The following is a 21378-nucleotide window of genomic DNA, read 5'->3' as shown; positions in this document are numbered from 1 at the left end:
CCCCAACGACACCACCGACGCCTACGACACCATCGACTGGCTGGTCAAGAACGTGCCCGAATCGAATGGAAAAGTCGGCATGATCGGCTCATCCTATGAAGGCTTCACTGTGGTTATGGCGCTCATCGATCCGCATCCGGCATTGAAAGTCGCCGCGCCGGAAAGCCCAATGATCGACGGCTGGATGGGCGACGATTGGTTCCACTACGGCGCGTTTCGTGAAGTGAACCTCGACTACTTCACAGAGCAGACTGCGGTTCGCGGCGCAGGCGAGCCCATTCCGCGCATGAATTATGACGACTACACCAACTTCTTGGAAAAAGGTTCAGCAGGTGATTTCGCCCGTTACGGCGGCCTTGATCAGCTTCCCTTCTGGCGCAAAATTGAAGAACATCCTGCCTACGACGCTTTCTGGCAGGGGCAGGCGCTGGACAAAATCATGGCGAAGGTTCCGCTGAAAGTCCCTGTCATGTGGCTGCAAGGGTTATGGGACCAGGAGGACATGTGGGGCGCCATCCACAGCTATGAGGCAGTTGAGCCGAAGGACACAAATAACGACAAAAATTATCTCGTGATGGGTCCGTGGCGGCACAGCGGGGTCAATTACGAAGGATTTACACTCGGCCCGCTGCGTTGGGACGGCGACACTGCATTGCAGTTCCGCCGCGATGTGCTGCTGCCATTCTTCAATCAATATCTGCTCGACGGTGCGCCCAAAGCCGACACGCCCCCAGTCTTTATCTACAACACAGGCGAGAACCACTGGGACCGCTTCAAGTCCTGGCCTCTGAGCTGCGATACAAACTGTCCCGACAAATCGCAGCCGCTTTTTCTCACCGCAAATGGCAGCCTGTCTTTCGAACCCCCAAACGCGGCATCGCCGAAATACGACGAGTATGTCTCCGATCCGGCAAAGCCCGTGCCCTACCGGCCGCGTCCTGTCTATGCCGAGGACGAAGACGCCTGGAGATATTGGCTGGTCAATGATCAGCGTTTTGTCGATGGCCGCTCTGACGTGCTGACATACGTCAGCGAGCCACTCACGAAACCACTGCGGCTGAGCGGACCGCCGGAAGTAAACCTCTACGCCTCGACGAGCGGCAGTGACAGCGACTGGGTCGTGAAGCTCATCGACGTTTACCCCGGTACAGTTCCTTCGCAACCCGCAATGGGCGGTTACGAGCTGCCGATCTCGCTCGACATTTTCCGCGGTCGCTATCGCACCAGCTTCGAACACCCTGAAGCCATCACGCCAGACAAGCCTCTGCTCTACCGCTTCGGCCTGCCCACAGTGAACCACGTTTTCGAGCCGGGCCATCGCATCATGGTGCAGGTACAGTCCAGCCTCTTTCCGCTCTATGACCGTAATCCTCAGACTTTTGTGCCGAACATCTTCGATGCAAAGCCCGCGGACTACAAAACCGCCACGCAACGCATATGGCACACTCCCGGCGAGGCCAGCTTCATCAATTTGCCGGTTGTGAAGTAGCGCATTAAGTTAACCGACCTGTATGTGGCCAGGCCGTTCAACCCTGCGTTTCTCAATGACGACGATTGAATCGTAGACATGGATGGCGCCCACGAGGTCTCGCGCCGGCGTAGATTGCGCTTTCCTGTGATACCAGGCGTGCATGTCGTCGATCATGGCTTTGATGTCCTCAATCATGGTGCCTTTGCGCCGGTATCCGCCTTCCCAGAACCCCGGCCAGTAGGAGGAGTGCAGGTCTTCAATGACGTAGAGCCCGCCTTCTTTCAATAAAGGAAACAACGCGTCGAAGCTGGCGCGCTGGTGCCGTCCGATATGTGATCCGTCGTCCAGAACGATGTCTGGAGCGCCCATCTCATCGACAACGGAACGCAGAAACCCGGCATCATCCTGGGAACCAATCCGGACCTGGTTTGGCGGCGTTGCGTAGGCTGAGCAGCGAGGATCGACGTCAACCCCGAAAATCGTGGCATCCGGGCCGAAATACTCCCGCCACAACTCCAGCGATCCACCTCTGAAAACCCCGATTTCGAGCATCCTTACCGGAGTGTTCCTGTACGCCGCAAAATGACGGTCGTAGATGTCGAGGTAGTGTATCCACTTGTGAACGATCCTCCCATGATGCGCGTAGAACAATTTGCCCAGGCCATTGGACGCTGCGACAGACAGACGCTCTCTTTCGTCAGGCGGAAGTTCAAATTCTTTCAGGGTGATCGCGCGGCTCGGAAGTCCGGCTATCTTTCGCCATTTTTCCGCTGCGCGAAACTTCAGGTCAGGCCATGGCATTGCTATATTCTCCACTCCTCTTCTTAGAAAAATGATATTACGGCGGCGCTGGTCCGGGCACAGCAATACCCGGGCAATTCTCGATCAACGCGCATCGTCAATCTTCGTCGCCGCTCTCAGGCATGTTGTCCGGTGTGATTGCCGGATCGAGCGGAGCGAGATGGGCGCCGAGAAGTTGAAGATTCATCTGTGCTGAGGAGGTTTTTAGTTTCTCCCATCGCGCCAATACTTCATGCAGTTCCTCGGCCGAGTGTTCAGCCGCCTGCTGCTGCGCTTTTGTCGGCGCCGCGTCGGCCTGCCCAACCTGCGAGTAAAGCGCTGCCTGTTCTCGCGTCACATCATCTAATCCGGGCTGTTGTTCGCCCTTCGCATCCTTGCTTCCACTCACCAGAGCAGCCAGGTCTTCATCTAGATGCTTGAGTGCGCCGGACAGTTGGCCCTGCGCCTGTGGCAGACGTTTGGCGATCTGTTCCCGTATAGAATGCGCCTGCATGTCCGCCTTTGCGCTCTCGTCCGCTCCAGCAGCCAGTTTGCTTTCTGTCGTGAAAAGGGCTTCGAGGTCTGTTGCGGACGTGATGACCCGCGGGTCCATTTTCACCGTCAACTGTTGCGTTAGGCTGTGCCCGTCAGCCGAAAGACGCACGGTATAAACGCCTGGCAGAACAAGCGGGCCGAGCGGGGTGGTGGGCGTATCATGGGGCGTTGCGGAGATGGGATACTCGCGATGCGCCGCCGTCGGTGAAGGACCGCGAAGGTCCCAGACCCAGCGGTGCATTCCCGAAGCGGCTGAGAGCACGCGCGGCATACGAATCCAGTAAAGGGGAATGAGCTGCTTGCCGAGTTCCGCTTCGGTTGTCTCGGGAACATCAGTGCTGGCATAACGGCGAACCAGCTTGCCGCTGCCGTCAAGAATCTCCAGCGTTACCGGGTCAGAGACAGACGGTGGTAGATAGTAGTCGATGATCGCGCCATCCGGGGGATTTTGGCCCGCAGGCTCATCCACTGGCAAAGGCGTGTCAGTATTCGTGTTGCGTCGAACGCGATAGACGTCAGCCGGCTTGAAGAGGAACGCATCGTTTTGTTGCGCCGCGTCCATCTGCCGCAGCGGCGCGATGTCATCGAGAATCCAGAATGAGCGCCCATGCGTGGCCACGATCAGATCGTCGCCCTCAATCCAAAGGTCGCGCATGGACGTGTGCGGCAGGTTAAGTTGAAGCGATTGCCAATGACTACCGTCATCGAGCGACATCCAGACCCCTGTTTCAGTGCCCGCGAAGAGCAGCCCTTTGCGGACCGGGTCTTCGCGAACAGTATTGACGGGCGAGTCGTCCGGCAGACCGGCGGTAATCGATTGCCAAGTGCGGCCGCCGTCGTGCGTGCAGTAGATGTAGGGATGAAGATCGTTGATGCGGAAACGGCTGACTGAGGCGTAGACCGTCTCGTCATCGAAATGCGACGCGCTTAACTGCGTCACCTTGCTCCACGGAATCATGTCCGGCGGCGTAATGCTTTTCCAGTTTTTGCCGCCGTCCTGCGTTGTCCAGATCAGGCCGTCATCGGTTCCCGCCCACAGCGTGTCCACATTTCGGTACGAAGCGGCAACCGAATAAATCGCGCCACGGCGTTTTGCCTGCTCTTTTTCTGGAAGGTCGGGCAGCGAGGCCGGCTTGCCCGCATATTCCCGCGTCAAATCCGGACTGATGGTCCGCCATGATTGCCCGCCGTCTTCCGTCGCATACAAGGCATTAGCGGCGTAATAGAGAAGATGCGGATTTACAGGTGAGAAGAGGATTGGTTCTGTGCGATCGGCGCGCGCGCCGTCACGCAAGGGAAGCGGCGTAACGTTCTGCACCTGCCCGGTGACAGTGTTGTAGCGTGAGACCTCGGTACGCCCTGCACCGTAAACAATCTCCGGATGCAGCGGATCAGGCGCGGCATAGCCATATTCGATAATGCCAACCGGATGCCAGTCGCGGAAGGTGATTTCGCCGTCGTTGCCTCGGCTCGAGATGCACACCGAGCCGCTTTCCTGCTGTCCGGCGCAAACACGATAGGGGAACGTATGCGTGACCGCGACATGATAAAGCTGTGCCGTCGGCTGGTTGTACCAGGAGCTCCAGCTTTCGCCGCGGTTCACGCTTACCAGCGCGCCCTGGTCGCTGACCAGCAGAATGATGTTCGGATCATTGGGGTTGATCCAGAGATTCTGGTAGTCATCGCCACCGGGAGCGCCGCGCAGACTGGTCCAGGTTTTGCCACCATCTGTTGAGCGGCAGGTCACAATGCTGGCGCTATACACCACATCCGGGTTCTTCGGATCTACAGCAGGCACAGGCAAGTCCCCACCGCCAATCTTCATCGCCGGACGGGGATCGTCAGTGATCTTCTGCCAGCTTTCGCCGGCATCGTCGGAGCGATAGACGCCTAGTCCTGCTCCCGAGCCATATGCTGATTCATGGGTGGTGGAGAGAGTGGCGTACAGACGGTTCGGATTGCTCGGCGCAACGGCTACATTGATCTGAATGAGATTGCTCGGCAGTCCCTTCGTCAATTGGCGCCAGGTATTGCCTCCATCCGCAGATTTGAACAAGCCGCCATGTGTCCCTTCATACTGGTTGCCGTCTTCCCACGGCCCTAGACGCGATTCCCACAATGACGCGTAGACAACATCAGGGTGCTGAGGATCGATGACAACGTCGGAGCCACCAGTATTCTCGTCTTTATAGAGAACCTTTTGCCACGTTGCTCCGCCATCTGTGGAGCGAAATATGCCCCGCTCCTCGTTCGGGCCATACGGATGCCCGAGAACAGCAGCAAATATGCGGTCGGAATTACGCGGGTCAACGGCGAGCGCTGGAATTTGCTGCCCGTCCCGTAGACCAAGATGCGTCCAGGTTTTGCCGCTGTCCTCCGATTTGTAGATGCCATCACCGACAGAAAGATCAGGGCGCTGAAGCCCTTCGCCGCTGGCAACGTAGATTACCCGGTCATTGGAGGGAGCAACGGCAATGGCCCCGATGGATTGCGTCGGTTCTCCATCGAATATGGGATTCCATGTACGCCCGTAATCGTCGCTCTTCCAAACCCCGCCATCAACCTGGCCAACATAAAACACGTTGGGCTGATCTGGTGCCCCGCTCGCCGCGCGCGTTCGGCCGCCGCGAAACGGCCCAATCATTCTCCAGCGAAGATCACTGAACTCAGCTGCGGAGTGTTGCTGCGCTTTCACATTCTCAAAGCCAAAGAACGTACACAGACAGGCGAGCGAAATCACGGCAAACATGCGCAACCGGGTCATAGGATCAAATCTCCAGGCAAAAAGCGTGCAAGCCAGTATAGGTCTGGCGATCAGCATGGTGTGCCGCGGTAGCCATCTGGCTTATTAATTTGCCGGCCGGCCTGCAAACGAACGCCAATATTTCAGACGCCCCGCTATATAATTCACGCGCACGTCATTTCCTCAAGGAAGGCCCTGTGAGCAACGTCGTCACACCTGCGCAAGCAGCCGCAACCTACGAACGAATCCAATGCCAGTGGTGCCAGGGCATGAACGACAAGACCGCCACGTCATGCAGCGCGTGCGGAGCGCCGCTCGACATTCGCAACGTCGTCAGCGATTCCGGATGGCGCGAAGCGCCCCGCATCCGCGACATGACAGAGATCCATTTCAATGCGAGCACCTGCCAGGTGGAAGGCGAGATCGTGCCCACAGCTGAAATCAACCTTGGCCAGGGAGATTCCATCTTTTTCGAGCACCACGTCATGCTCTGGAAGGACATTAATGTTCCGCTCAGCGTGATGTCTCTCTCAGGCGGGCTCAAGCGCGCTTTTGCCGGAATGCCCTTCATCATCAGTGTCGCCACAGGCCCGGGCCGTATTGCCTTTTCACGCGATGCCACCGGAGAGTTGGTTGTGCTCCCGTTGCATCCGGGCATGGAACTCGATGTGCGTGAGCATGCCTTCCTGCTCTGCTCTCACAACATCAACTATTCATTCGTGCGCATCAAGGGATTGGCCAATGTTCTCTTCGGTGGACAGGGCATGTATATGGACCGCTTCGTCACCTCAAATACTCCGGGCCTTGTCATTCTGCATGGCTATGGAAACGTCTTTGAGCGCAGGCTCGCAGCGGGCGAAAGCATCCTCGTCGAACCCGGCGCGTTTCTCTACAAAGACGCGTCGGTCACGATGCAGGTCGAGTTTCAGAAGCTTGGATCGGGACTCTTCGGGGCGACCGGCATGAACCTGGCCAGAATGACCGGCCCGGGCCGCATCGGCATTCAATCCATGTACGTGCACCATAAAACAGAGTAGAGGCCATCATGTTCTGCACCCATTGCGGAAAACCGCTCACCGCCGGCGTGAATTTTTGTACTTTCTGCGGTAATAAAGTCGCGGCCGCAACTACGACTGCTGCACCCCCCACGCCTCCGCCCCAGCCAACCGCGCCTCCGCCACCAGTGGCAACACCAGTAGCTTCGCAGCGCGCGCAGTCCATGGTTGCGCCGCAATCCGTCTATGCACACACGCCGCAACCCGCAGGCGCTCCGCAGACCTGTCAGTGGTGCGGAGCGCATTTCGACGCCGTCGCAGGGAACAGTTGTCCAAAATGCGGCGCTGCGCTTCAGGCTGCCCGCTCCGCGCCTTCTCTATCCGGCTGGCTTGAACTGCCACCGCGCAAAGACATGGCCAAGCTGCAATTCGGCAACTCGTCCTGCCAGATTGAAGGACTCTACGTTCCCGCAGCCGAAATGAACCTGGCCCCTGAAGACAGCGTGTACTTTTCCCATCACGTCTTGTTGTGGATGGACTCGCAGGTGAGAATGACGACCATGTCGATGAAAGGCGGCTGGAAGCGCATGCTTGCCGGCATGCCGCTCATCATGGCGCAGGCGCAAGGCCCCGGCCACATTGCCTTCTCAAAAGACGAGCCGGGAGAGTTGATCGCTCTGCCGCTGCAACCGGGACAGGCAGTTGACGTGCGCGAGCACATGTTTCTCGTGGCGACGTCCAATGTCGAATACGACTGGTTCCAGACCGGCGTCTGGTATCAGGTCAGAGAAGACAAGGACACCGAAACCATCTATCCGCTCGGGATGTTCATGGACCGCTTCTCTTCGCCTTCGCGGCCCGGGCTGCTCCTATTGCATGCGGGCGGCAGCGTGCTCGTTCGCAATCTTGCGCCTTACGAAGAAATTCTCGTGAAACCGACAGCGTTCGTATTCAAAGACCCATCCGTCCAGATGCAGCTTCATTTCGAGCACCCCAATGCTGGATTCATGAGCTGGGGATACTACACTAACCGCGCTATCTGGTTACGCCTGGTCGGCCCCGGACGTGTGGCAATTCAATCCGTATTCGAGCGCGTCGAGAAGGAAGGCGCAAACATCAATTCCTATTCGTACGCGACGATCCAGCGCTGGTAATTACCCCTGCGCTCCGCCGCATTCCGGGCAGAACTTTGCCGCCCGCGCAATCGAGTGCCCGCAATTCGTGCAGAACTTCGTATCGCCCGCAGCCGCAGGTCTTGCCGCTGCTGCCGGAGCACCGCCTACCGAAGGAGCTTGAGCTGCTGTGCTCATGGCGTTCGCCATCTGCTGGCCCATCGATAGCCCTGCCCCCAGACCAACACCCATCCCGGCCAGCCCGCCTTCATTCGCAGCGGCGATTGGCAATGATTGCGCCGCCTGGAATTGCGTATAGCGGTTCATGTCGCCCAGCATGTTCATGCTGATTTTCTGGTCGAGCATCTTCTGCAGCTCGTCAGGCAGCGAGACGTTTTCGACTACGAAGCTGTCCAACGTAAGGCCGAGCGCGCTGAACACCGGCCCCAGCTCGGTCTGCATGATCTCGGCCATCTTCGACTGGTTCGCCGCCATGTCGAGAAAATCCAGCGTGCTGGCCGCAAAAGCCGTCGTCATGCGTCCAACGATGGTATTCCGCAACTGGCCGTCCAGGTCGATCACGCTATAGACGGGGCGCGTGCCGCTGATTTTTTCGTAGAACACCTTCGGATCGGAGATGCGATAGGAGTAGATGCCGTAAGCGCGAATCCGCACCGCTCCGAACTCCTTGTCGCGGATCGTAATCGGCGTGGCCGTGCCCCATTTGCGGTCAATCTGCAGCCGCGTCGAGAAGTAGTACACATCTGACTTGAACGGAGACTTGAAAGCCTTGTCCCAGTTCATCAGGTATGTCAGGATGGGCAGCGTGTTCGTGCTGAGCGTGTACAGGCCTGGCCCGAACACATCAGCAATGCGGCCCTCGTTGACAAACACCGCCATCTGCGAATCGCGGACGGTGAGCTTGCCGCCGTTCTGGATTTCCATGTCTTCCATGGGGTAACGGTAAGCGAGCGTGCCGTCGCCGCTCTCAGTCCACTGAATAACGTCAATAAATTGCTTGGAGAAAAAACCCATACAAATCCGCCTTCGCCAGCAGTATAGTCCTGCGCGCGGAAAGTCCGCGCCCTATTCCTTCAGCTTCCAGTAATGGGCAAAGCCGTTGCGGCTGTGGCTGACGCCCATCACGCTGAAGGCGCGGCCCTGCTTCGAGTAGATGACCTGCTGAATTCCGCCGTGAATCGAATTCACATTGTTGTAGTGGCCCGTCCCCGTTCCAGCGTATTCATGGCTCATCTTGATGTAGCTGTGCCATTCCGGGTTCTGGTTAGCATCGAAGCCCGTCGCTTCCAGCAGGCCGTCGTCCGCCTGCCATGCGATCTCGACCGTCCCTCCGGTCGGCTCGTGCGATCCGTCGTCCCTGACGCGATGGTTCATATACTGGCCTGTCAGCGGGCCGTACTCTCTTGTCAGCGCGCGCCGCTCATGCCATTTCCGCCATCTCGCGCCAACCTGCCAATCGGCGACTACACCCAGCACCACTCCCGACGCAGCCCCTATGGCAATGCCCAGCCAATGGATTGTCATCTGTCGCGACCCTCCGAAGTAAAGACGAAGCTCTTCGTAGAAGGTACGCATGCGATGACGTTCCGGTTCCCCCGGAATTCAGCAACCGCCCTGCTCAAGCCAAAAACGGGCTTGAATGGGGTACCGTTCCGCTATCTACCCTTCCCCCCGTTTCTCGTAAGGGCCTAATTTACATGGTAGTTACGAGGTTCTTGTTCCTCTCACTCGAGCCAAGGGCTTGAATGGGGTACCCGCCCGAAACATCGGTTTCCCACCGGGCGCACGGCTCCGTTTTTGCCCTTATCGTGTTGCCATCGTGTCGGCCCAAGGACCGCATTACTGCTATGCGACTCATGAGTTGACGATTGAGCTCTAATCATTGGACGGGTGCACAGAAAGTATCGCCATAGATCCCAAAGCACTCTCGGAGGCTCTGGTGCCCTCTGAAGAGTTCAACTTGATGCTCGGCGATTTACTAACAATGTTACAAAGGGCGCAGCTCATTCAATGCGCAAAGCCTGTACGGGGTCAATCGAAGCCGCGCGCCGCGCCGGAATGATGCCCGCAACGGCAGCCGCGAGCGCCAGCACTCCAATTGCGATGGCCATCACCGGCACATTCACGCTCGTAATCTCATAAAGCTGCGACTTGACGTACCGCACGCAGAAGATTGCCACCGGGATGCCGATGGCGAGCCCAGCAATGGCCTGCAGCATGGCTCCGCGCATAACTGTTCCGATGACGCGACTGCGCGCCGCTCCCAGCGCCATGCGAATGCCGATCTCCGGCGTGCGGCGGACTACGGTGTAAGCTGTGACGCCATAAAGACCGATGGCGGCGAGCAGAAGCGCCAGCAGGCCGAAGAGGGAAGTAAGACGCGCGATCAGCCTCTCCTCGATGAAACGGTCGTCAATCTGCTGCTGGAAGGTCTGAAACTTCACGACCGTGAGGTTGGGATTGATGCTCGCCAGGGTATCGCCAACGACCTTTTCAAACCCGGCCATGGGATGGGCGGTCTGAATGACAATGGCCCCTGCGTACATCGATTGATCTTTCTCGATGGGATTCTCGGCGTCGGGAATGCCGGCGGGCTGTGTCAGCGGCAGGAAGTACATGGCGTGGTTCTTCCAGTAGACGCTGGTGTAGGTCGTGTCTTCCACCACGCCGACGATCTGATGCGCGCCATCTTTGCCGGCCTGGCTCGGACCGGAAAAGCCAAAATAATGGCCGATGGGGTTGCGTTTGCCGAAGAACTGTTTGACGAATTCCTGGTTGACGACGGCGACGGGCGCCGCATTCAGTGTGTCCTGCGACGTGAAGCCGCGGCCCATGACGACATGGGTGCCGACGGAATCGAAGTACTCAGGCGTGCCTTTCACCCATGACGCGCCTTTGTTCAAGTCCGGCTCCCCCTGGATCTTTACGCCGGATCCCCAATTGTTCGCCTCCATTGGCGTGTAGGTGGCGAGGCCGACTTTGAGAACTCCGGGAATGCCGTGGAAGCGGTCAACGATGGTCTGGTAGAGGGGCTCGACCTCGGTGTTCTTGTAGCCGGCCGCCTGCGGATTGATGTGGGCGATGTAGCGGTTCGTGGCATCCAGCTTCATGTCCACGTTCTCGGCCTTATTGAGGCTCTGCGCAAAAAGACCCGCAGCAACCAGCAGCACAAGCGAGAGCGCGGCCTGTAGGACAACGAGCGCGCGCTGCAGGAAGGACGCTCCGTGGGCGGTCGTGCGCGCGTTGGAGCGCAGTGCCTCAGCGGGCTGGGTGCGCGCGGCCATCAGCGCCGGCGCAAGGCCAAAGAGGACGCCCGTAACCAGCGAAAGCACAAAGGCAAAGCCAATGACCAGCGGCGAAGGCGAAGCGGCGACCGGCATGTTGTGCTGATTAGGAAAGGCGAGCGCCAGCAGCGCGTGCGCTCCGATATAGGAGACTGCGAGCCCGAGCAGTCCGCCCAGGCCCGAGAGCAGCACGCTTTCCGTCAGCAACTGGCGCACAATGCGGCTGCGCTGCGCGCCGAGTGCCGAGCGAATAGACAATTCGGCCCTGCGGCCCATGCCGCGCACCAGCAGCAGGTTGGCGATATTGGCGCAGGCGACCAGCAGGACGAGCGCGGCGATCCATTGCAGCAGCTTCAGGTGGTCTTTGTAGTCTTCCTGCATGTTCTGGATGCCTCCGCCTCCGGGTGTAAGCACCACATGAGTCCGCGGAAGGACCTTCTGGGCGCGCGGATCGGTAAATGTCTTGAGCGGCGCAAACTCCTGCTTGAGCAGCACGCTGGCCTTCGCCTGAAGAGCGGCCAGAGATGTTCCCGGCTTTACGCGGCCGATAATGTAGGCCCACTGCGTGTCGGGATCGTTGAAGTATGGCGCGCCGATGACGGGATCCATCGCATTCATGGGAAGGAAGTACTTCGGCGGATTGGTATCGATGCGGTCGCCATAGAAACCCTTTGGCGCTACCCCGATGACGGTGGCCGGCTTGGTATTGATGTAAAAAACGCTGCCCACCACTCTCGGATCGCCTGCATAGTCCTGCTGCCATGCGTCGTAGCTCATCACCGCAGTAAGGGACGCGCCCTTCTGGTCATCGGCGTCTGAGAAGAGGCGGCCGGCCGCTGGCGAAAGCCCGAAAACGCGAAAATAGTTTCCGGAGACGAAGGTCGCCATGACGGACTTCGCCACGGTCTGCGGTCCGCCGCGACGGACAGTAATAGGCCGCCAGGCGTATCCAGACTCCATTGCCGCCAGCTCCGCGAACTCTGGCAGGCTTTTCTTGAACATGTAGTAGGTTTCTGTAGAGAAGAGCGAGTAATCGCCATTATCATTCCATCCGCCATTGACGCAGCAGTCATCCTGGTCGCCAATGCGCACCAGCGTGTTGGGATCGACGACCGGGAGGTTATGCAGCAATATGGCGTTGACCAACGTAAAGATGGCCGAGTTGGCGCCGATGCCCAGGGCCAGCGTCAGCAATACGGTGGTGGTAAAGCCCGGAGTCTTGCGCAACTGGCGAAACGCATAACCCAAATCCTGCAGCAGAACCCTCATCGCCTACCCTCCACACACATCGGCCTCACAGACAAGAAAGCAGCCTGCACAAAGAATTCTGTACGCTGCTTGAACCAAAAAGTTCCTGAGGCAGATATATACGAATATGTTCGTAGTTGTCAACGAAGCCTTTCGTAGATCCCGTTGAACTCCGCCAAAATTGCTCGGGCTTCCATTGCCCTTCAATCTTGATTGGTCAACTAGTTCAATACGTCGTGTGCCTTGTCCGTCTGCGGGAGTACAGTGGGCTTCTGAGGTCATCCCTGGCTGCATGAGCATTTTGCTGCGAGATGTGCGGTACGCCCTCCGGGCTTTGGCCGCTGCACCTGCATTCACCCTGGCAGCATTACTCTCGCTGGCCATCGGAATCGGTGCGAATACCGCGATCTTCAGCATTGTGGATGGGCTGTTGCTTCGTCCACTTCCGTATAAGGATGCTGAGCGGCTCATCATACTCTGGAACAGCTCGCCTGGCCTAAACATAGCGGAAGACTGGTTTTCAACGGCACAATACTTCGACATCAGGAATGGCCATCATGGCTTTGAGCAAGTCGCGATCGCCATCGGTGGCAACTACAACCTCACCGGCACAGGCGAACCGGAGCGCGTGGGGACGATCCGAGTCTCGTCGAGTTTGCTACCCATGCTGGGACAGCGGGCAGTTCTCGGGCGATTGTTCGTTCCCGACGAAGACCTGCCGGGCCGAGCAGCTACCGCGGTGCTCAGTTATGGAACCTGGGCCCGGCGCTTTGGTTCCGATCCAGGCGTACTTGGCAAGAAGATCATTCTAAACGGCGTGCCTTATGAAATTGTCGGCGTAATGCCACGTTCATTTTCGTTACCTCGCGAAGTGATGCCAACGTTGGACGGCGCGGAACAAGCCGAGATATTGCTACCGCTTCCTCTGCCCGCCAATGCTGCCCAAAACCGTGACCGCGAAGACTACAACATCATGGGCAAGCTGAAGCCCGGGGTTTCCGTGCAGCAGGCACAGGCCGAAATGGACACCATCACGGCGCGTCTGCGGCATGACTTTCCCGAAGTGTATCCGCCCAATGGCGGCTTGACCTTCCGTATCGTGCCGCTCCTCGAGCAGGTGGTAGGCAATGTTCGGCGCACCTTGTACCTGCTGCTTGGAGCGGTTGGCTTTGTGCTGCTGATCGCGTGCGTGAACCTGGCGAACCTGCAACTGTCGCGCGGCATGGCGCGCCAAAAGGAAATTGCGGTGCGGGCCGCGCTGGGTGCGACCCGAGTACGGATCGTACGCCAGTTGTTAACCGAAAACGTATTACTTGCATTCGCCGGCGGAGTTCTGGGTATCGCTGTGGCATTTCTTGCCTTGCGCCTCGTACAGTTGCTTGGCCCGCAGAGCGTGCCAAGAGTGAACAATATCGGCATCGGTCTGGCCGCTCTCCTGTTCACGCTGATCGTTTGCATCTTGTCGGCAATTCTGTTTGGACTTGCGCCGGCGCAGCGGCTTTCGCGGATCAATGTGCAAACCGCTCTGCAGGACACCGGTCGCACCTCGGCTGGCGTCAGCGCGATCTGGGGACGAGGCAACAATCTTCGCCGTTCGTTGGTGATCGCCGAGATTGCGCTTTGCGCGATGCTGTTGATAGGCGCCGGTCTGCTCATTCGCAGCTTTGTTCGCGTACGCGAGGTAAATCCCGGCTTCAATCCTCGAAATGTGCTGACCCTCGAGCTGACCATGACGGGCGAGCGATACCAAGACAAAGAGGCTGTTCTCGCTGCTTATCATGAGCTCTGGCAGAGACTGGAGCGTCTGCCGGGTGTCACCGCAGCAGGGGCGATCACATCGCTGCCACTGAGCCAGATGTTTGCCTGGGGCCCGATCACCGTTGAAGGACGAGTGCCGCCGCCAGGCGAGAAGTTCATCAATGCGGATATCCGTGTCGCCAACGGCCACTATTTCCAGGCCATGGAAATACCCCTTCGCGAGGGCCGATTATTCAGCGAAGATGATCTCGCCAATAAACCCGGCGTGGCGGTAGTCGACGATTACATGGCGCAACAACTCTGGCCAAACCAGGACCCGATTGGCAAGAGGTTCCATTTCGGAGGTATCAACGAGACAGATTCTCCCTGGATCACGGTCGTCGGCGTAGTTGGCCGAGTAAAGCAATATACTCTGGACTCGGACTCGCGCATTGCGCTTTATGTTCCACAAATGCAATACCGAACGCGCGCCATGAACGTGGTGATGCGGAGCAGCAACGATCCGGTTGCTCTCACCCGCGCAGTCAGGCAACAGATTCACGAACTCCATCCTGATCTTCCGCTCTACAACGTGAGCACGATGCAGGAGCGCTTCGACAAATCTCTGGCCCGTCGTCGTTTTACGATGCTGGTGCTCGGGACATTTGCGGCAATTTCGCTTGGGCTCGCGACGATCGGAATTTATGGGCTTATTGCCTATCTGGTTGGCCAGGGTACCCGCGAAGTCGGCATCCGGCTGGCCCTTGGCGCAACACCCGCAAATATCAAGACACTCATCATTCGCGGAGGCATGACTCTGGCTTTTTGGGGAGTCGGTATCGGCATCGCAGGTGCATTGGTAGTCAGCCGCTTGATGCGCTCGCTGCTTTTCGGTGTCGGGGTCACGGATGTCGTGACGTTTATTGCTGTTCCTGCTCTTCTGGCTTCTATCGCTTTCTTAGCCAGCTATTTCCCGGCGCGACGCGTTTCCCGCATTGATCCCAGCACGTCGTTGCGATGCGAATAGGAGAGTGAGTTGTTACCTGGTACTGCGAGTACGATCACAGTCAATGAAAATCATGCGAATGTACTTCCAGCCTTTATCGGACAGCCGCATCAGCCGCATCGCTTTCAGAAAAATTTCTCAGAGCAGATACAGGGAATACCTTCCTACTTATCAACGAGAGGATTTGTAGATAAAGGTGGTGCTCAAAAACGCAGCAAAAAAGGCCGAAAAAATCGGCCTTTTTGCACTTAATTTGAGCTTAAAACGTGGGAAACTACATGGTTTGCATCATCTGTTCACTGACGGCGGTTGCGGCCTGGAACAGCATCTTGTGGTGCATCGTGAAGAGAGCCAGCTCCAGCCGGTCTGAGACTCCCGTCTTGTCATAAATGCTACGCAAGTAGTTCTTCACCACCTGCTCGGTGGTGCCGAGCCTCATGGCGATTTCCTTGTTCTTGCAGCCCTGCGTGATGAGCGCGACAATCTTCATCTCTTTCGAGGTAAGACGGTCACGGACGCGCGCGCCAACTGCGTCTTCTTCCCGTTTGTCAGCGCTGCCTGCGGGCTGTTCAAAGTGCTCGCCGCCGGCGACGCGTCGCGCGCAGTCCAGCAATGACGGGCCACTCACATTGCGATAGATCAGCCCTTCAACTCCGGCTGAGAGAAATGGCTGGGGTGAATCATCGTTCTCAAGAATGACGATGGCGCGGCTGCCGGCTCCGGCGATGCGATTCATCAGCATCTTGAGGTCAGTTTTCAGCGTGGCTGCAAACATCAGCACCACGCCCCGAAAAGCATCAATGGCCTGGTACAACCGATCAGAATCCGGGCACTGGGCAATGATACGGAAATCGTCTTCCATAGCCAGAATTTTCGCCGTTCCTGCGCGAAAAATGGCCTGATTGTCCGCGAGAATGATCTTATTCATGGTAGCGTGCGTCCGTCCCCCGCAACGAATGCATTGGCTGGCCCAAAGACAGAAAACAAGGTCCAGTAAGTGAGTACGACGTGCATGCAGCCTCGGATTCCCCAAGACCGCCCTAACTTCTATTACGCAGATAAATCCAACCGCCGGCGTGTCCTTCTCATGGACATTTCAGGCAAAGAAATGCGTTATGAAAACGCTCATGTCAACAACTTTTTGATTTAGTGCAACCAAGCGTATATGACGAAATACCATTTTGGAAACAAAAAATTTGGAACAAATACTAATTATTATTAATTTTGATTACTTTAGTTTTCATAAGTCGCCGCGTCCCGGCGGACATCTCTCACTAATGACAGCCAAAGATGATGTGCGATCTAGATTCGGATGGCCGGAAGGTTGACCATCCGCAAGCCGATTCGCCACGGTTGATCCAACATCGAGTTTTGCTCTAATGGCAGACCCCTTAAACTGGAACAAGCATGCCTAAACCGGTCATTCTCGCAGTAGACGACGACATCAGCGTCCTCGAAGCCGTGATACAGGACTTGCGCCGCCAATACGGGGCCAACTACCGCATCCTGCGCGCAGGCTCCGGGCAGGCGGCTTTAGACACCTGTACCCAGCTCCAGCAGCGGGGCGACGCGGTTGCGCTCTTTCTGTCAGACCAGCGCATGCCCGGTATGACGGGCGTTGAATTTCTGGAAAGGGCGCAAGTGATTTATCCGGAGGCGAAGCGGGCACTGCTGACCGCCTATGCCGATACCGAAGCCGCGATTAAGGCCATCAATACGGCCCGCATCAACTACTACCTTACCAAGCCCTGGGATCCTCCGGAAGAAAAGCTTTATCCGGTGCTCGACGACCTGCTCGAAAACTGGAAGGAAGGCTACAAGCCGCCATTCGAGGGGCTGCGGGTGATCGGGCCGCGTTGGTCGCTGAACGATTACCAGGTGCGCGATTTTCTCTCCCGGAATCAGATTCCATATGTCTGGCTCGACCCTGAAAGGAGCGATGAGGCTGTTCAGCTTCTGGAGCGCTTCAAGGTCGATGACCACAAGCTTCCCGCCGTCCTCTTTCCGGATGGCACTTCGCTGGTCCAGCCCAGCCAGACGGAGCTTGCGCAACGCATCGGGCTGCGGACGCAAGCACAAAAAGACTTCTATGACCTTGTCATCATAGGCGCTGGCCCCGGAGGGCTTGCCGCGGCGGTCTATGCCGCGTCAGAAGGGCTGAAGGCTCTGGTCATCGAGCCGGACGCACCTGGCGGGCAGGCCGGCAGCAGCTCACGGATTGAGAATTATCTCGGTTTCCCCTCCGGCCTGAGCGGAGCGGACCTGGCTCGTCGCGCGTATGCGCAGGCTTCCCGTTTTGGAGCTGAATTTCTGACGCAGCGGGCGTCCGGCATCCGTACGGAAGCCCCATATCATTTCATTCAGCTGGCCGATGGCAGGGAAGTCTCATGCCACGTAGTGCTGATTGCCGTCGGAGTGAACTACCGCAAGCTCGACATTCCTGGTATCGACCAGTTTACGGGCGCGGGCGTGTATTATGGTGCAGCCCAGACCGAGGCAAAAGCCTGTCTTAACGAAGATGTCTATATCGTTGGTGGCGCCAATTCGGCTGGGCAGGCCGCAATGCACTTTTCCAAGTACGCTCATAAGGTTACGATGCTGGTTCGCTCCACGTTGGAAAAGAGCATGTCGAAATACTTAATCGATCAGATTGCTGGTACATCCAATATTGAGGTCCAGACGGGGGCAGAGGTCAAAGAAGTGCAGGGTAATGGCCATCTGGAATGCATTAAGGTGCGCAATCAGCACGGAGATATTGTCTGCTCGGCTTCATCGCTCTATATCTTTATAGGCGCGGCCCCGCAGACAGATTGGCTGCCAGATACGGTAATGCGCGATCCCAATGGCTTTGTTCTTTCCGGCCCGGACCTGCAAATTGAAGGCAGGATGCCGAAGATATGGAAGGAAAACCGCCAGCCGTATCTGTTGGAAACCAGTACTCCGGGAATTTTTGCAGTCGGGGACGTGCGCCATGGTTCCGTGAAGCGCGTGGCCTCGGCCGTCGGAGAAGGATCGATTTCCTGCCAGTTCATGCACCAGTATCTTGCCCGTTTTTAGGAACTCGTTAACAAAACAAAGATGGCCGAACAACTCGCTACCGCCGCAAGAAAAGTCAGTGCCAGAGAGCTTTATCAGGAACTGCGCAGGACTCCCACTTTTTCCCAAGCATCGGAGCAGGACCTGGCCTGTCTTGGCGATATTGAACTGGTCGAGGTCCCCGCGGGACACGTTCTCTTCCGCGCCGGAGTTGATCCTGCCGGTTTCTGCGTGGTTCTTCGTGGCGAGATGCGCGCTTATAAGCCGGAGAGCGATGGGACGCAGGGTTATGTGACATTGCTTAAAGAAGGAGAGACCTTCGGCGAAGTTCCGATTCTCATTGGTCATGCCTCGCCCGGCATGACCTGCGAAGCGGTTACGGACAGCACCGTAGGCCGGGTGCACCAGGAAGATTTCTGGAGCCTGATGTCAACATGCCCAGCGGTGCGCAAGGTGGTGCTGCAAAACATGGCGCACCGACTGGAGGCATATACCGCTCTTACGCTCCACCGAGAAAAGCTTATCTCGTTGGGTACACTGGCAGCCGGATTGATGCATGAGCTCAACAATCCCGGCGCAGCGGCTAAGCGCGCCGCCTCGCAGCTCAGGGAGAATATGACGCGCCAACAGGAACTGGGCCTTCGGATTACCCGCGCCCAGCTTTCACCAGAGCAGCTTGAATGCCTGGCGCAGCTGCAGGAAGAGGTCTTTGGTCCAGCGCGTCCACATGCCATGAGTTCGCTGGAGCAAAGCGACGCTGAAGAAGCGCTGACAGAGTGGCTGGAGAGCATCGGCGTGGAAAATGCCTGGAAAATGGCGCCCACTCTGGTAGCTGCGGGGTGGACGCGGGCCGATATTGAATGCACCCAGCAATCGTTTCCCACGAATGTCCTTTCCGATGCCCTGAACTGGCTCGAAGCGCTCATTTCAAATATGCAGTTGGTCGGGACCATCGAAGAAAGCATTGCGCGAGTGACCGAGTTGGTCATGGCGGTCAAGAAATACGCCTACGAAGACAAAAATAAGGAGCACAAGCTCGACATCCACGACACCCTCCGCAGCACCCTCACCATCCTCGGCCACAAATTCCGCCACAAACAAATCGCGATAGAAAAGCAATTTGCCGCCGACATCCCTGTGCTCACCACCTGCGGAACAGGCATCAGCCAGGTGTGGACCAACCTGCTCGACAATGCCATTGATGCCTCTCCGGAGCCGGGAAAGATCACCATCCGCACCTGGGCGGAGGGCAATGACTGGGTGTGCGTTGGAATCGCCGATCAGGGCCCCGGCATTCCGCCCGAGCATCGCTCCAAAGTGTTTGAGCCTTTCTTTACCACCAAGCCCGTCGGCATTGGAACCGGCCTCGGACTTGACATTGCCCAACGTGTCGTGACCGGACATTATGGCGGCCAGATCAGCTTCACCAGCGAGCCGGGAAAGACCGAGTTCGTAGTGAAGCTGCCGGTGGCCAGCCCCAAGGAAAAGTGATCTTTCGTCTTTCTGGTTCGGGAACCCATCTCTCAACACCATCGTATTGGTAAGGGGCAGCGCGGAGACCATTTCATAGCCCTCGCCTGGAGTCTCACAATGCAGAGCCGCATCACCGGAACCACCATGCCCGTCCTCGAGCTGCTGCTTGAGCCGAATGAGGCCATCATCTCAGAAGCCGGAGAACTTTCCTGGATGGGCAACTCAATCCAGATGATGACCCACACCCAGATGATGGGCGGCGGCGGCTTCTTCGGTGCGATACGCCGCGTCGCCGGCGGAGGCAGCCTCTTCATGACCGAATACCGCGCCGTTGGCGCAGCCGGAGAAGTCGCTTTCGCCACGCGCGTCCCCGGCCACATCGTTCCGGTCGAAGTGAATGGCGGCCATCAGTACATGGTCCATCGACACGGCTTTCTCTGCGCCACTTCGCAAATCGAGCTTGGCGTCGGTTTCCAGCAGTCGCTCGGTGCGGGCATCTTCGGCGGCGATGGATTTCTGCTGCAGAAGGTCAGCGGGCAAGGCGTCGCATGGCTCGAACTCTCAGGCGAGCTGGTGGTCAGGGACCTCGCGCCGGGCGAGACGCTGCGTGTCCATCCTGGCCATGTCGGCGCATTTCAGGGCACGGTCTCGTTCCAGATCATGCGCGTCCCCGGCATCAGGAACCTGATCTTCGGCGGCGACGGCATCTTCCTTGCGCTGCTTAACGGACCGGGCCGCGTCTGGCTGCAGACATTGCCCATCTCAAAGCTCGCCCACCAGCTGATGCACTACATGCCCCAGGGCGAAGCGCGAACGGCTGCTGAAGGAGGAATTGTCGGCGGGATTGTCGGGTCGATATTAGATGGAATTAAATAGCGAGTGTTTGGGCGGCTCACTCAAGCCAAAAGCAGGCTTGAGTGGGCCACGCGCCGCTCGAGCTAGGCGAACGTCTGTCCCAGTTGAAAATGCATGTGATCCATGTGTGGGAACCGCAGTACCGTTGGATAATCGGGATGAACGGTAAAGCCTGCTTTCATGTTGAGACCGCCCTTGAATGCTGCAGGCGAAATATCATTCGAGCTAAATGCGCATTCCTCGGCGACAAATGAGTAAACATCCAGGAAAAAATCTTTTGCCCGGGGGTTGTAATAGTCCTTGTCGGCGGGAAACATTACCTGGTCGTCTTTGGAAACCAGCAACCGGTAAGAGGTATGCGTGTCGGTTCCCCAGCGATCATAATCGAAACCGGTCTTTGTATTTGCAGGGTGGGGCGTTCCGTCCTTGAGATACACAGGACGCAGGTACCAGTCTCTTTTTACGTCGAAGACACCTCCGACGGATGTCGTGGCGCCATAGAAATCAATGCAGTGGCCTTTCATGTGGCAATCCACGGGATTTTTCCCAGAGCCCTGGCCAATGCCTCCCCACACGATTTTGGTCGCGCCCCAGGATTCTTTAAGCCGGAGCGCCAGCCTATACAGGACGACGGCAAATTGAGGAGTCGGGTAAAAGTCTTCAGTCTTGTATGCGCCAACTGATCCGAAGGTGCTTGCTCCATTCTTCCCGCTGGCACGCCAGTACTCGACGCCGGCCATCTTCGTCGCTACCCTCATCTGTCCGCGCGGTGCACTCATACTCTGCTTTGGATCGTATAACCCAATTTCCCCCAGGCTTTGCAGATGGGAGAGCACCGCGAATGCTTCTGCCTGCGTCAAATCACGCGCGGGTTTGATAAAGAGCGGGGCCAGTTGTTTACAGTAGTTGTCCCCCATCGTAAAACGCCAACAAGGAACGGACATAATAGATCAGCCTCGAATTCGTATATTTCTTCCGTCCGCATGGTGTCTCTTTCCATAGCAACCGTTTCATCCTGATTTTCGGTGGCCTCGTTTTTTCGATGGTATAAGGAGATAAAAG

At 57.5% G+C, this 21378-nt stretch carries 14 protein-coding genes; 7 read left to right on the top strand and 7 right to left on the bottom strand.

Going from position 1 to position 21378, the window contains the following annotated elements; genetic code table 11:
• Positions 1-1489, top strand: a 1489-nt coding sequence (locus VEV40_RS14825; protein WP_324833407.1) for a CocE/NonD family hydrolase, incomplete at its 5' end; no start/stop codon positions are given.
• Between the two features lie 9 nt (positions 1490-1498).
• Here the strand turns inward: VEV40_RS14825 and VEV40_RS14820 are convergent.
• Together VEV40_RS14820 and VEV40_RS14815 are read right to left on the bottom strand one after the other, a co-directional pair.
• On the bottom strand, positions 1499-2272 hold the full coding sequence (locus tag VEV40_RS14820) for a class I SAM-dependent methyltransferase (protein ID WP_324833405.1): 774 nt from the start codon (positions 2270-2272) through the stop codon (positions 1499-1501).
• Positions 2273-2369: 97 nt separating this feature from the next.
• Positions 2370-5570, bottom strand: coding sequence for a WD40/YVTN/BNR-like repeat-containing protein (locus VEV40_RS14815; protein WP_324833404.1), 3201 nt, complete (start codon positions 5568-5570; stop codon positions 2370-2372).
• A gap of 176 nt (positions 5571-5746) precedes the next feature.
• On the opposite strand from VEV40_RS14815, the gene VEV40_RS14810 reads away from it, so the two are divergent.
• Complete coding sequence (locus tag VEV40_RS14810; protein ID WP_324833403.1) at positions 5747-6586, top strand: AIM24 family protein; 840 nt, start codon at positions 5747-5749, stop codon at positions 6584-6586.
• Positions 6587-6594: 8 nt separating this feature from the next.
• On the top strand, positions 6595-7698 hold the full coding sequence (locus VEV40_RS14805; protein WP_324833402.1) for an AIM24 family protein: 1104 nt from the start codon (positions 6595-6597) through the stop codon (positions 7696-7698).
• Here VEV40_RS14805 and VEV40_RS14800 read toward each other — a convergent pair whose 3' ends face one another.
• The 3 genes from VEV40_RS14800 to VEV40_RS14790 all read right to left on the bottom strand — a co-directional run bounded on the left by VEV40_RS14800 (position 7699) and on the right by VEV40_RS14790 (position 12230).
• The gene (locus VEV40_RS14800; RefSeq protein WP_324833401.1) at positions 7699-8691 is read right to left on the bottom strand and encodes an SPFH domain-containing protein; all 993 of its coding nucleotides are present in this window, start codon (positions 8689-8691) and stop codon (positions 7699-7701) included.
• Positions 8692-8742: 51 nt separating this feature from the next.
• A complete protein-coding gene (locus VEV40_RS14795) occupies positions 8743-9252 on the bottom strand; it encodes a hypothetical protein (protein ID WP_324833400.1) in 510 nt (169 codons plus the stop codon).
• 428 nt (positions 9253-9680) lie between these two features.
• Positions 9681-12230: an ABC transporter permease gene (locus tag VEV40_RS14790; RefSeq protein WP_324833399.1), complete on the bottom strand. Its 2550-nt coding sequence runs from the start codon at positions 12228-12230 to the stop codon at positions 9681-9683.
• A 271-nt stretch (positions 12231-12501) separates the two neighbouring features.
• Between VEV40_RS14790 and VEV40_RS14785 the strand changes: the two genes are divergently transcribed.
• The gene (locus VEV40_RS14785) at positions 12502-14973 is read left to right on the top strand and encodes an ABC transporter permease (protein ID WP_324833398.1); all 2472 of its coding nucleotides are present in this window, start codon (positions 12502-12504) and stop codon (positions 14971-14973) included.
• Positions 14974-15226: 253 nt separating this feature from the next.
• On the opposite strand, the gene VEV40_RS14780 is transcribed toward VEV40_RS14785, so the two are convergent.
• Positions 15227-15880, bottom strand: a complete 654-nt coding sequence (locus VEV40_RS14780; protein ID WP_324833397.1) for a response regulator transcription factor — start codon at positions 15878-15880, stop codon at positions 15227-15229.
• A gap of 479 nt (positions 15881-16359) precedes the next feature.
• On the opposite strand from VEV40_RS14780, the gene VEV40_RS14775 reads away from it, so the two are divergent.
• From VEV40_RS14775 to VEV40_RS14765, 3 genes are all read left to right on the top strand, one after another.
• Positions 16360-18009 carry an FAD-dependent oxidoreductase gene (locus VEV40_RS14775; RefSeq protein WP_324833396.1) on the top strand — a complete coding sequence of 550 codons (1650 nt, stop codon included), beginning with the start codon at positions 16360-16362 and terminating at the stop codon, positions 18007-18009.
• Between the two features lie 21 nt (positions 18010-18030).
• Positions 18031-19479, top strand: coding sequence for a sensor histidine kinase (locus VEV40_RS14770; RefSeq protein ID WP_324833394.1), 1449 nt, complete (start codon positions 18031-18033; stop codon positions 19477-19479).
• A 99-nt stretch (positions 19480-19578) separates the two neighbouring features.
• Complete coding sequence (locus VEV40_RS14765) at positions 19579-20337, top strand: TIGR00266 family protein (RefSeq protein ID WP_324833393.1); 759 nt, start codon at positions 19579-19581, stop codon at positions 20335-20337.
• Positions 20338-20399: 62 nt separating this feature from the next.
• On the opposite strand, the gene VEV40_RS14760 is transcribed toward VEV40_RS14765, so the two are convergent.
• Positions 20400-21233 (bottom strand): hypothetical protein, encoded by an 834-nt coding sequence (locus tag VEV40_RS14760; RefSeq protein ID WP_324833392.1) that lies wholly within the window; start codon positions 21231-21233, stop codon positions 20400-20402.
• Positions 21234-21378: the final 145 nt, after the last annotated feature.

Origin of the sequence: Alloacidobacterium sp. (assembly GCF_035631355.1) — a bacterium.
GTDB lineage: Bacteria > Acidobacteriota > Terriglobia > Terriglobales > Acidobacteriaceae > Alloacidobacterium.
Note: the sequence above shows the minus strand (reverse complement) of the source record. Positions and strands in the feature narration are given on the sequence as shown.